The sequence below is a fragment of the Bacillus paranthracis genome, from assembly GCF_001883995.1.
Classification (GTDB): domain Bacteria; phylum Bacillota; class Bacilli; order Bacillales; family Bacillaceae_G; genus Bacillus_A; species Bacillus_A paranthracis.
Map to the genome: position 1 here is coordinate 134492 of NZ_MACE01000005.1, position 12596 is coordinate 147087.

16 protein-coding genes are annotated in these 12596 nt (G+C 36.1%); 2 read left to right on the forward strand and 14 right to left on the reverse strand.

The features are described from left to right. Positions 1-13 precede the first annotated feature (13 nt). The 3 genes from BAQ46_RS31330 to BAQ46_RS01165 form a co-directional block, all read right to left on the reverse strand. On the reverse strand, positions 14-136 hold the full coding sequence (locus BAQ46_RS31330; protein WP_255285330.1) for a hypothetical protein: 123 nt from the start codon (positions 134-136) through the stop codon (positions 14-16). Positions 137-620: 484 nt separating this feature from the next. Beyond that, positions 621-1076: an N-acetyltransferase gene (locus BAQ46_RS01160; protein ID WP_061131378.1), complete on the reverse strand. Its 456-nt coding sequence runs from the start codon at positions 1074-1076 to the stop codon at positions 621-623. A 127-nt stretch (positions 1077-1203) separates the two neighbouring features. Then, a complete protein-coding gene (locus BAQ46_RS01165) occupies positions 1204-1698 on the reverse strand; it encodes an Lrp/AsnC family transcriptional regulator (RefSeq protein WP_000446103.1) in 495 nt (164 codons plus the stop codon). 205 nt (positions 1699-1903) lie between these two features. Here BAQ46_RS01165 and BAQ46_RS01170 point away from each other — a divergent pair, with 205 nt between their 5' ends. Next, positions 1904-2815 carry a DMT family transporter gene (locus BAQ46_RS01170; protein WP_071741521.1) on the forward strand — a complete coding sequence of 304 codons (912 nt, stop codon included), beginning with the start codon at positions 1904-1906 and terminating at the stop codon, positions 2813-2815. Between the two features lie 34 nt (positions 2816-2849). Here the strand turns inward: BAQ46_RS01170 and BAQ46_RS01175 are convergent, their stop codons facing one another. The 9 genes from BAQ46_RS01175 to BAQ46_RS01215 all read right to left on the reverse strand — a co-directional run bounded on the left by BAQ46_RS01175 (position 2850) and on the right by BAQ46_RS01215 (position 10453). After that, positions 2850-3335 carry a PRK06770 family protein gene (locus tag BAQ46_RS01175; protein ID WP_071741522.1) on the reverse strand — a complete coding sequence of 162 codons (486 nt, stop codon included), beginning with the start codon at positions 3333-3335 and terminating at the stop codon, positions 2850-2852. Beyond that, positions 3335-3736: a nuclear transport factor 2 family protein gene (locus tag BAQ46_RS01180; RefSeq protein ID WP_061131375.1), complete on the reverse strand. Its 402-nt coding sequence runs from the start codon at positions 3734-3736 to the stop codon at positions 3335-3337. Before BAQ46_RS01180 ends, BAQ46_RS01175 begins: the two co-directional genes overlap by 1 nt. Positions 3737-3888: 152 nt before the next feature. Beyond that, entirely contained in the window at positions 3889-4293 is a 405-nt protein-coding gene (locus BAQ46_RS01185) for a DoxX family protein (protein ID WP_001077751.1), read from the reverse strand. A 160-nt stretch (positions 4294-4453) separates the two neighbouring features. Beyond that, on the reverse strand, positions 4454-5518 hold the full coding sequence (locus BAQ46_RS01190) for a DUF871 domain-containing protein (protein ID WP_061131374.1): 1065 nt from the start codon (positions 5516-5518) through the stop codon (positions 4454-4456). A 48-nt stretch (positions 5519-5566) separates the two neighbouring features. Beyond that, positions 5567-6931 carry a PTS transporter subunit EIIC gene (locus tag BAQ46_RS01195; protein WP_061131373.1) on the reverse strand — a complete coding sequence of 455 codons (1365 nt, stop codon included), beginning with the start codon at positions 6929-6931 and terminating at the stop codon, positions 5567-5569. A 23-nt stretch (positions 6932-6954) separates the two neighbouring features. After that, entirely contained in the window at positions 6955-7839 is an 885-nt protein-coding gene (murQ, locus tag BAQ46_RS01200) for an N-acetylmuramic acid 6-phosphate etherase (RefSeq protein ID WP_000892362.1), read from the reverse strand. 153 nt (positions 7840-7992) lie between these two features. Continuing rightward, on the reverse strand, positions 7993-8856 hold the full coding sequence (locus BAQ46_RS01205; RefSeq protein ID WP_000648162.1) for a MurR/RpiR family transcriptional regulator: 864 nt from the start codon (positions 8854-8856) through the stop codon (positions 7993-7995). A gap of 29 nt (positions 8857-8885) precedes the next feature. Then, positions 8886-9200: an outer surface protein gene (locus tag BAQ46_RS01210; RefSeq protein WP_071741523.1), complete on the reverse strand. Its 315-nt coding sequence runs from the start codon at positions 9198-9200 to the stop codon at positions 8886-8888. A gap of 125 nt (positions 9201-9325) precedes the next feature. Continuing rightward, positions 9326-10453: a cation:proton antiporter gene (locus BAQ46_RS01215; protein WP_000899800.1), complete on the reverse strand. Its 1128-nt coding sequence runs from the start codon at positions 10451-10453 to the stop codon at positions 9326-9328. A 278-nt stretch (positions 10454-10731) separates the two neighbouring features. Between BAQ46_RS01215 and bcaP the strand changes: the two genes are divergently transcribed. Next, positions 10732-12135, forward strand: a complete 1404-nt coding sequence (gene bcaP, locus BAQ46_RS01220; RefSeq protein ID WP_000838731.1) for a branched-chain amino acid transporter BcaP — start codon at positions 10732-10734, stop codon at positions 12133-12135. A gap of 28 nt (positions 12136-12163) precedes the next feature. Here the strand turns inward: bcaP and BAQ46_RS30520 are convergent, their stop codons facing one another. Together BAQ46_RS30520 and BAQ46_RS01230 are read right to left on the reverse strand one after the other, a co-directional pair. After that, on the reverse strand, positions 12164-12334 hold the full coding sequence (locus BAQ46_RS30520) for a hypothetical protein (RefSeq protein WP_061131370.1): 171 nt from the start codon (positions 12332-12334) through the stop codon (positions 12164-12166). A 12-nt stretch (positions 12335-12346) separates the two neighbouring features. Continuing rightward, positions 12347-12550 carry a hypothetical protein gene (locus BAQ46_RS01230; RefSeq protein ID WP_000391504.1) on the reverse strand — a complete coding sequence of 68 codons (204 nt, stop codon included), beginning with the start codon at positions 12548-12550 and terminating at the stop codon, positions 12347-12349. Between the last annotated feature and the right edge of the window lie 46 nt (positions 12551-12596).

Sequence of the window (12596 nt, forward strand, 5' to 3'; positions counted from 1 at the left end):
AATAAATATTTACTTATGCAATACTGTCACGATATTCCTCTCTATAAATTCCCGAAAAGCCATTTTGAATTCTTTTTAAATCTGATTTTCTTCGCTCTAAATCAATAATGAGATGTTTAGCTTCTTCAGATTTCAAACTACACATCCTTTTCTACAAAATAGCATTTTCACTCAATTGTCATTTCACTTTTTTGTTCTACAATTCGATATGCAATATTTCATATTTCATTATCGCAATATCACTTTATTAACCAGCATTTTATATAAACGAGTTTCTATTATGTATTAAATCAACATTTGTAATTTAATTCCTTATTTAAAATATATAGTTTTTATTTTTAAACACTATATTCAAATAATTATATTGGAATTTCTTGTTCTACACATCCAAATACATATTGTGTATTATGTAGGAGAAGAGTAATTAAAAGACTTACTCTTTGCTATTGAGGGAAGAGCCTGAGAGCCATATCAGGCTCTTCTTTGTTTATATATATCATGTATTTGAATTTTGCAGTATGCAAAACTAATTAAAGTTCTTAACAACATTTCATTTTTGACTAAAATATAGATGCCCACTATTACATAAATAAGAATGGGCCTTTTTCTCCCTGAAAACTTCACCCAACATACCGAATCATCGCCACCTCATCACAATAATCTACCTTTGGACAATGTCTACAATCAATCCATACCTTCTCTGGTAACGTCTCTCTATTCACAAAAACAAACCCGCACTTTTGAAAAAATTCCGTTTCATATGTTAAAGAAATAACTCTACTCACTTTTATTTTCGCCGCCTCATTTATTACATGGTTTACTAACATACGTCCGATACCTTTCCCTGCATATGTATGCGAAACGACTAACGATCGTACTTCTGCAAGGTCCTCCCCTAATACATGTAAACCAGCAACTCCGACGATTTCCCCCTCTTCTTTCACAACATACAAACATTGTAAATATTGATAGAGAGACAAAAGAGAACGCGGTAAAACCACTCCCTCTTTTGCATAAACTTCAATGAGACTATAAATGTCTTTCACATCACTCGTAACTGCATTACAGATTTTCATATGCTATCCCCTTGCCCCCGATATTAATATTTATAACTCAAAATGAATTTTAATACATAATTTTATATAATAATACATCTCTCTTTTCTTCTCGTCAATCACTTTATACAAACAAAAACCAAGCAATCTAATCGATGCTCGGTTCCTCATTTCGTATCGGTAATACGGTCGAATATTTAATTTCTCGAAGTGCTAAACTCGTCTGTATCTTTGTAATACCAAGCTTATTTAGCTTTCTAATAAACTGCTCTAATTCTTTACGATCACGATTTGCAACCTTTAATAAATAATCATACTCTCCTGTTAAGCAGTGACATTCTAACACTTCCGGCATCGCTTCTAATTCTTTTTCCAACACTTCAAGTTTATCCGATTGATGAATATTCGTACTCATAAAAATGAAGCATAACAAATCAAAACCAAGCTTTTCTTGGTTTAAAATGGCTACTTGCTTATCAATGAATCCTTCTCCATCTAATCTTTTTATTCTTGCATGCATTGCAGCTGGTGATAAATTAACACGTCGTGCAAGCTCTGCATTACTTACTTGTGACTCCTTCTGCAATATATCTAAAATTTGTACATCTAGATCATCCAACACTTTAATAACAGACGACTCCATTATAATTCCCCCTTTTTTCTTACCGATGATTATTCGAAAAAACACCTTATAACTTATATAAAACTGAACATCCTTCTTTAAATATCATTCATAGCAAAACATTTTATCGATTTTTATCCATTATACAAAATAATATATTACACAATAAAGAAAAATGCTAAAATTATTTACAATTCACATTGATTACAACAAAGGGGATTTTAATATGCCTTATTTTTATGTCTTTTTACTATTACTAACGAGCTTATTATGGGGAGGAAACTTTGTCGTTGGAAAATCACTTGTTGATCACGCATCTCCAATGACACTTACAAGTTTAAGATGGATGATTGCGATTGTTTGTTTATTACCAATGGTATGGTTTAAAGAAAAGAAAATCATTCCACCACGCGCGGCAATACTTCCGTTAATATTGATGGGAATTTCAGGGGTTGCTCTTTTTAACATCTTTCAATTTTTAGCATTAGAAAAAACATCCGCAACAAATGTAGGGCTTATTTCTACATTAAACGCGATTTCTATTGCACTATTTTCTGTCTTATTTCTAAAAGAAAAAGTAAATACACTTCAAATTCTATCCATGATTCTTTCATTCTTTGGAGTTATTCTTGTCCTATTAAAAGGTAACTTTGCACTTTTATTTTCACTACATTTTAATAGTGGTGACTTATGGATGATTGCCGCTGTTTGCATTTGGGGAATGTATTCTGTTTGTAGTAAATGGGCAACAAAAACAACGACACCGCTTATGGCGACGCTTTACTCTGGTATTTTCGGCGTTATTTTATTACTGCCATTTAACATAGGAAGCTTCACTGTTACAAATATCAACACTTCTTTTATAACATCACTTTTATATACTGGACTCATTTCCACAGTTCTTTGTATGGTATTTTGGAATGTTGGCGTACAAAAATTAGGAGCAACTACATCCGGCATTTTTCTAAACTTCAATCCCATTTTCACAGCTATTTTAGCATTCCTTTTCCTCGGAGAAGAATTAACGTGGATTCAAATTTTAGGGACAATGATCGTTATGACAGGATGTTATTTATTTTCTCATTTCAAAACAGTTGCCGTTCAGCCTGTTAGACCTTTAATGCGAAAACATTCTTAATGAAAAAACATCGTCATCTGGGTTGGCGATGTTTTTATTTTCTCTTCATTTCTTTTATATACTGCTTTTCCTCTTCTGGCGATAAACGTTCCGTCGCCTTGCCAGTATCTCCACCTTGAAGGCTCCATAAAAAGTTATGCTCCTCAACAGTTTGAGAAAAATCTCCTTTTTCCCATCTATTTATAATAGAAAATAACTTCATTTTATATTGAAAATCTGTGCTATCTTCAATATCTCTTTTCACATTAGAAATTTCCTTGTTTGTCATTTCTACAAATCCCCATTTTTCAGAGGATTTTACCTTTTGGTGTACCATTTTGTGCATAGTAGAAATAATTTCACCTTCACTAACTTGCGGAGATTCTTCTGCAACTTTCTTCTCTTTTTCGTTTGCCACTTGCTGGGTTTGAATATTTTTATTTTCTTTTTCCACATATGCAAGCAATTTCTTTCCGCCAACTATAGACGAGAAAATTATTATAATTGTAATGCATATACCTACGCCCCATTTAAAAAGCATTAACTCTTCATCGCTTCTCTAACAAGATGACTATCTACATATTGCTTAAACTTCACAATTTTTCCGTCCTCAAGTTGCCATATATGAACAAATTCTGCTTCAAATGATTTTCCCGTTTCTTTATAAACTCCTGAATACATACCTTCAGCAATAATTACATCTTTTCCGCTTACTTCATGATATGTATTTACACTTGCTTTATAATCATCCCATTCTGATCCTAATCGGCTAAATACATTTTCCATTATTGCTTCTACACCTATATAAGTTCCCCCGTATGGGAATCCTTCTGCCTCTGTCCATTCTACTTTTTCAGAGAGGGCTTCCGCTAAATGTTTTGCATTCGAAGAAGCTGATCCTTCATATGTACTTCGAATTATTTCTAAATTTGATTTAGACATGTTACTTCCTCCCGTTTTATTTTTTGCACAAGTTGTAATGAAGTTAGTTACAACTTGTGCAAAAAAATATTTAAATTATTTTATTCTTAATCTATTAGTTGTAATTATTATAGTTACAATAATGATTCAAGTCAACAATTTATAAATAAAATCTACTTCGTTTTCATTACTTTCTCTTTTAAAAAACGATCTACATATCCTTCTGCTTTTACAACGAATAAATACGCACCCATTGATAATAATGCAAGGTCTAATTCATATCCTGGATTCTTTCCATCTCCTAATAAACCTGCTGCTCCATTTACCTTTACGATAGCTCCAGCTAAAATAAGAGCGAATAACAATCCTACATATCTTACGCCTAAACCGATAATTAATAATATACCACCAACTAATTCAACTGTTGCTACGCCATATGCAAGACCACCTGGTAAGCCAATGCTTGTAAACCAGCCTGCTACGTTATCGATACCTGATTGAAACTTCGCTAAACCATGTGCAAAGAACGTTACTCCTAACACGATACGAATAATTAAGTTACCAATGTATTGATTCATTTTGAACTCTCCTTTTTGTTTTGTTATGGTGAACTTTTATTTACAAGTCAAAACAATACGGTATTTCATTTCATTCGTCAAATACTTTTTTAAAGAAAACAAAAAACATTATCCCTTTTACGGATAATGTTTTCTTACAAAATAGCGCTAATTCAGGCTTTTACTCTATTACACAAGAAATTTGAAACATTTTTCCAGCGCCAACATACGGCAATAAAGAAATATCCTCTTCTACAACCATGCCAACAACGTTCACTTTCTCATCTGCAGGCAAATCATGTATAGCAACTTGCATCTCTCCTGCATATCTACCGTACAATTCATTATCAATTGTAATGCTGCCTTTCTTTCTTGTAATTGTATGCATCGGCTGTAAAATCACTTTATGTTCTTCTCGCGATTCTACTGAGCGAATGACATCACGGGCTGGATCCAGCCTATTTGTATGCACTCGTTCCACTATTTTTAATACTTCTTTATCAGTTATAAACGATTTGTACCGCAGCGGAATAATCCCTCTACTCGCACTCGCTATCTCTTGTACACTTTCTACACTTCCGCTTATATCCCCGATTAACACTTTATCGACACCACAATCTTGTACAAGTTCTAAATACGCTTCAAGCGGGCGCATATTGCGGTGCTTTTCTAACGTTGGTAAGCCTTCATATAACGGGCCCCGTTTCTCCCCATCCCCTGGAATAAATGCCATCGTTTTTATTCCGCACTCATGCAAGTATTGGTTTTGTTTTTGTAAAAAGGACTTTGCTAGTCCTGTTTCTGGACGCGGGTAAAAATTATGCCACGCTTCTACATTCTCGACCCGTATCTTTTCAGTAATTAACTCTTTCCAAAATGAATCTGTAATCGTGCTCGCATTTAAAGCTACTTTCATCTTGTGAGATACGCGTGCGATTTCTTTTGGCGCAATGCCGTAGTCCATTCTTAAGCCTGTAATGCCCCAGTCCAGTAGATCCTCCACATTTTCATACGTCATCCCTAAATGGTGTAACGATTTTGGAGAAACATCGACCATTAATTCCATGTTATTTTCAAGAGCTTGTTTCCCAAGCATTTGAATTAGCTCTTTATACGTACCAGGGTCATCTTCAGGAATGTGCAATGATGTAAAAATAGATGAAAACCCGTTTTCCTTCGCTACTTTTAGCCACTCTTCTTGCTTCTTTACTCGTTCTTTTGCAAGGTAAATTGAAACTCCAATCATATGAATCTCCCTTTCTATAAATAGAAAAAGAGAAAGGAATCCCTTTCTCTATATGTTTTCTGCCATTTCTTCTTTAAATCCGAAGAAGTACGTAAAGATGAATCCGAACGTATATGCCACTACTAATCCAAGGAAATATAATAAATATTTATTATCAGCAATTAACGGAATTAATGATAATCCTGATACACCAATTCCGAGTGCAGCTGTTTTCATAACTGCTTGGAACGCACCGCCAACTGCTGCTCCTAAACAAGCTGTAAGAAACGGTTTTCCCAGTGGTAATGTAACCCCATATAATAACGGTTCACCAATTCCTAAAAATCCAACTGGTAATGCCCCTTTAATTACGTTACGCAGTCGTTTGTTTTTTGTTTTTACAAAAATAGCAATCGCTGCTCCTACTTGCCCAGCGCCAGCCATTGCAAGTACCGGTAATAAAGGCGTTACGTGCGTTTGATTAATAAACTCCATATGAATCGGTGTTAAACCGTGATGTAATCCGACCATAACGAGCGGTAAAAATGTTCCAGCAAGTACTGCCCCAGCAAACGCTCCGCCAATACTTAAAATACCATTAATTCCGCTCGTAATTCCTTCAGATAAGAAACCTGCTACCGGCTGAATTGCTAACATCGTTACGATACTTACGACTAACACAGTAATAAGCGGCGTTACAATAATATCAACTGCATTTGGTACAGCTTTTCGAACTTGTCTTTCCACTACAACCATAAGCCACGCTGCAAAAATAACGGCAAACAATCCGCCCCGTCCGGGTACGAGCGCTTCACCGAATAATTTTACATTCGCCATCGCCGGATTGAAAATTAAAATACCAGCAATCGCCCCAAGAACTGGAGTCCCGCCAAACTCTTTCGCTGTATTCCAGCCGACTAAAATGCCTAAGAATGTAAAGATACCGCCGCCAATAAGTAATAACATTTGTAGCCACGTTGCATTCGGATCAGCACCTGCGTTTTTCGCAAAGTTAGCAACCCCGTTTATAATACCTGACGCAACAAGACCCGGAATTAACGGAATGAAAATACTTCCTATTTTTCTTAAAAAGTTTTTCACCGGTGTATTATTTTTCTTCTTCATCTCTGACTTCATCTCTTGCCCAAGATCTTCAAGGTGATGATCTGCCACCTCACCAATTCGCAGTCCCGTTAAACCTTCCATCTCTGCTGCTACTTTATTTACCGTTCCCGGACCAACGACAACTTGAAGCGTCTCATCTTCAATAACGCCCATAACCCCTTCAACCTTTTTTAAAAGGTCCATGTTCACTTTACTTTCATCATGAAGCGTTAATCGTAGTCTCGTCATACAATGAGCGATGCCACGAATATTTTTTATTCCCCCAAGTTGCTCTGAAATTTCTTTCGCCATTCTCTCTTCTTTCCTCATAATAGAATCCCCCTCCCTATTATTTATAGTGCCTTCTTCACAAACCCTTTTGCTTCTTTTAGTTTCTCCAGTGCTTCCCCATACTCACACTGCAATAACACCATAACAATCGCAGCTTTCACGTTACGTTCTGCTTTTTCATAATGCTCTGCTGCTACTTCATAACTAACCCCTGTTGCTTCCACAATAATTCGTTTTGATCGTTCTATTAACTTTTCATTTGTAGATTGAACATCTACCATTAAATTTTTATATACTTTTCCAACACCAATCATAGAAGCTGTTGAAATCATATTCAGCACTAGTTTTTGCGCTGTACCAGCTTTCAAACGCGTTGATCCTGTTAAAATTTCTGCGCCTGTTTCTACTTCCACGTTTAGTTTTGCATATTTACTTATTTCAGCATTTTTATTACAGGAGATACTAGCTGTACTCGCTCCTACGCTATTCGCGTACTTCAAGCCACCAATAACATAAGGAGTTCGACCACTTGCTGCAATTCCAATCACTGTATCTTTCTCATTTAATCCAATACTTTTCAAATCTTCTTCTGCTAATTCTTCGCGATCTTCTGCACCTTCTACCGCTTTAGTAAACGCTTTCAATCCACCTGCTATAAATCCTTGCACCATTTTATCGTCTGTGCCAAATGTCGGCGGACATTCCACTGCGTCCAAAATACCTAAACGGCCACTCGTACCAGCCCCAATGTAAATTAATCGGCCCTCTTCTTCGAAAGATTGAATAACAGCCCCTACAACCTTTTCAATTTGTTCTATTTCATTTTCAACTGCTAATGCAACAGTTCGATCTTCTTCATTCATACTTTGCAAAACTTCTTTTATGCTCATCTCATCTAAATTCATCGTCTTCTCATTGCGATGTTCTGTCGATAAATTTTCTAACATATTCCCACCTACTTTGAAATTTAATTTCATACTTTCATTATAACTTTAAGAAATTTAAAATCAATATCACTTTATTATTTTATGAAATTTAATTTCTTTTCATGACGAATTTATGTCCGTCCGTATGCAAAAAAGATGGGTTTCCCCATCTTTTCATTTCAGCTTCCGTAATCGCAAAGCTTCTTCTCTTGTATCCATAAATTGATCTAGCACTTTATTACCAATGCGATTAAAGGTAATCACATATAGAGCATCTATCATGTTCAATTGCGTCATTCTTGAAGCAATACTTGCAATGCGATGATCTTGTTCTACATCTGGCATACAAAGACGAATATCCGCCTCTTTATATAACGGTGATGATTGATCAAGCTTTGTAATCGCAATAACTGTTGCACCCTGTCTCTTCGCATATTGCGCCATTTCAAGTACATCTTTCGTACGACCAGATGTTGAAATCGCCACAAATATATCGCCTTCTTTTAAATTCGTCACAAGCGGCAACATCATATGAAAATCAGATAGCATCATTGCAGTAAATCCGAGTCTTGTAAATTTATAAGCCCCGTCCATTGCTGGAGTTGCTGATCCACCTACTCCGTAAAATATAATTTTATCCGCATTTACAATACGATCCGCTGCTTTCTCAAGCTCCTTCTTATCAATAGCCGTCACGCTCGCCTCAATTGCAGCTTTATTCACATACGTAACTTTATTAAACAAGTCGTACGGGCCATCTTCCGTATTCATCACTGAAAAATCATTAATATTATAATCAGCAATCGTTAATTCACGAACGAGCGCGATTTTAAATGCTTTAAAGCTCCCAATCCCAATCGACTTACAAAAACGAACAACACTCGCTTCACTTGCACCTGCATTCGTTGACACTTCTTTCGTCGTTAAGTTCGGAACAATCTCTGCATTCTCCATTATGTACATGGCAACCTTTTTTTCAGCTGGTGAAAATTGATCCATATTACTTTCAATTTTAAATAGTAATGTTGAAGCTTTCACTATTTAACCTCCACTTCTTACGGTTGCGTTCACTTATTTTCTCTTGCTTCAAGAAGGTAAAAACCATCATCGCCAGGAGGATGAAACACATTTACAATGCGATTCCCTTTTTGATAAACAGTTCTTTCCCCTTCTGTCCACTTCTTTTCCCAACCGTTCATCCAAATCGCAACATCAGGTAAAAAAGCAGTATATTTCAGCTTCTGATCGTACTCACCATCTGCTTCTTCCGAGAAAATAGAAACCGGAAAATCTTTCAGTTTTGATTCTTTCCATGCAGTAAATGGTATGCACAATAAAAGAAGTATAATTACACCTATAATCTTTTCCTTCGTAATCCTCAAACACATCCCTCTCCTTGTCATATCACATACATAGATTTTACCATAATTACAAACCTTTCATGCCACATGACTATTGCTTGTTCCAATAAAAAAGAGCTTACCTACATCAGGTAAGCTCTTCCTCTCTATACAAAATACTTCTTCAAAAGCGGCGGGGTAATAATCGTTGTCAATATAACAACAATAACAATCGCTGTGAAATTTTCTTTCGCTAATAAATTCGCCGTAAGTCCATTCGCTGCGATGATAAGTGCTACTTCACCACGCGATACCATTCCCGCACCGATACTAATAGAAGATTGAAGATTGAATCCTGTTAGTCTTGCTCCTAAACCGGATCCAATTAACTTTGTGAAAATCGCAATAAGCGTCATGATGATAATGAACCAAAGTTGGCTTCCGATACCTTGAAATGTAATTTCCATTCCGATACTTACGAAGAACACCGGTACAAATATTGCATACGCAATCGGTTCAATTTTATGTTCTACTTCGTGCTTATACTCTGTTTGAGAAATGGCAATTCCGGCTGCAAATGCTCCAATAATGCCTGCAATTCCCATCATTTCACTGTAATAAGAAAAAGAGAAGCAAATAATAAGAGCCGCGCTAATTAACGCTTCTGTTACACGAAGCGGCACGAGCATTTTCATAATCCAAGGAACAACTTTCCATGCAATAAAAACAATGCTAACAAAGAAGATAATTTTCTTTACGATAACAAGTGTTATATTCACATCTTGCGTTCCTAAAAAGCTCATAACAAACGCTAATAAAATAACGACGATGACGTCATCAAATACGGCAGCACCTAAAATCGTTGTACTTTCTCTCGTATTCATTTTCCCTAAATCTCTTAGCGTTTGCACTGTAATACTAACTGACGTTGCGCAAAGTAATAATCCTAAAAAAATGGCATGAGATTGTATTAATCCAAACAGCAATCCTGTTACATAACCACCGATGAAAGGAAAAATAATTCCACCAGCTGCTACTGCAAATGACGATTTCAAATTCCGATTTAACTCTTCTAAATCTGTTTCAAGTCCAGCCATAAACATAAGTAGTAAAACACCAATCTCACTCAATTCATCGATTAATTCAGAACTATTTATAATACCAAGTACAGCTGGACCGATAATAATACCGATAATTAATTTACCAAGTACAGAAGGCTGGCCAAGCCTCACGCTAATATCACCAGCTAATTTCGTACAAAGTAAAATGACGACAAGTTCAAAATAAAATAACATAACATCTTCTCCTACTTTAACTTTGATCAGTGGGTTTTCTCCATCCAAAGTAAATTTATAACCCTCGTCCATTCCTGCAAGTAGTTTCTCCTATTCATCTGCATTTTATTTGTCATATTTTTATTTGACAAAATATTCTGAATTATATTAAGATTAATCCAGCAATTTTAAAAAACTATGCACCATAACTGTACCTCCATTTACTTACATACTCTTTTCTAGTGGGCTCATACTACATTCACAGTTATGGAAATGAAAAAACGGGGGGAGAGTCCAAAGTGAAGTCATTATTACGAAAAAAAGCGCTTAGTACTGAATCACCACGGCAGTTAGAGAGAACATTAACCGCACTTGATTTAACGTTTTTAGGAATTGGCGCCGTAATTGGGACAGGTATATTTGTATTAACAGGTATTGTTGCAGCGAAACATTCTGGTCCTGGTATTATGCTATCATTTCTTATTGCTGCATTTACTTGTGCTTGTGTAGCCTTTTGTTATGCTGAATTTGCTTCTTCTATTCCTGTCTCAGGAAGTGTGTATACTTACGCATACATGACAGTCGGTGAAGTCGTCGCCTTCATCGTCGGATGGTGTTTAATGCTCGAATATTTACTTGCAGTCGCAGCAGTAGCTGTCGGTTGGTCTGGTTATTTACAATCTTTACTACAAGGATTTAACGTCCATCTGCCCGCCATAGTCGCCTCAGCACCTGGCGTAGGAAAAGGTGGTCTCATCGATTTACCAGCTGTTTGTATTTTACTCATCATTACGGGGCTTTTAAGTTTTGGTATACGCGAAAGCGCACGCATTAATAATATTATGGTTCTTATCAAGCTAGCTGTTATTATCGCCTTTATCGTAGCAGGTGCAAAATATGTAAAGCCTGAAAATTGGACGCCGTTCATTCCATTCGGATACGACGGTATTATTACTGGAGCTGCCACTGTATTCTTCGCCTTCTTAGGCTTTGATGCAATCGCAACTGCTGCGGAAGAAACGAAAAAACCACAGCGCGATTTACCAATTGGCATTATCGGTTCCCTTCTTATTTGTACTGTTTTATATATGATTGTATCTTTCGTTTTAACAGGTATGGTTCCTTATACACAATTAGATGTTTCTGATCCAGTTGCATTTGCCTTACATTTCGTTGGCGAGGATACAATTGCAGGACTACTCGCTGTTGGAGCGATGACTGGAATGACGACCGTTCTCTTAGTCGTTATGTATGGACAAGTTCGCGTTTCGTATGCGATGAGCCGTGACGGTTTACTTCCAAAAGCGTTAGCACGTGTAAATAAAAGAGTGAAAATCCCTTTATTAAATACGTGGATTACTGGTGTTGTTGCCGCTTTATTAGCAGGACTTTTAGACCTGCATGTATTAGCGAACTTAGTAAACATCGGGACATTAACAGCCTTTACATTCGTTTGCTGCGCAGTACTTATTTTACGAAAAACACACCCTGACTTAAAACGCGGATTCCGCACACCTTTCGTACCTGTACTACCAGTTGTCGCAATTCTTTGTTGCTTATATTTAATGATCAATTTGTCTAAAACAACATGGATTAGCTTTGCCGTTTGGCTTATAGTCGGCTTATGCTTCTATTTCTTCTACTCTAGAAAGCATAGTCACTTAGCTACCGAAAAAACGAATGATGAAAAGAAAAAAGCATAACAAAATAGCTCGCCGTTTTAGCGGCGAGCTATCTTTCTATACTATTATATTTTTTCGTTAACGATTGTAAAATGAAAAATATGCCGATGCAAGCTGTAAACGATGCCCAATTTCCTATTGGTGTTGCGTATTTAAAAACGCCAATACCTACAAGCAATAGAAAAATAATCACCTGATATATAAGCTTCCACTTTTGCATATATTCCCTCCTTTACTTCGTTCCCTTCTTTTTCTTCTTCCATGCATTTAAACTATCAAAAAAGAAGTTAATAAATAACGTGCCTAAACCTGCTAATAAAAACGTCATTAAAAATAGAACCCATATACTTTTTTCTTTTAAGAAATAATATCCTACAAGGAGCACAACCGCGATCCATACATATTCAAGAATTCTTTTTAGCTTTTTCTCTTCCAAATTATTCGCTCCTTTTTTCTATGCTATTTTTAGTATAACAAAAAAG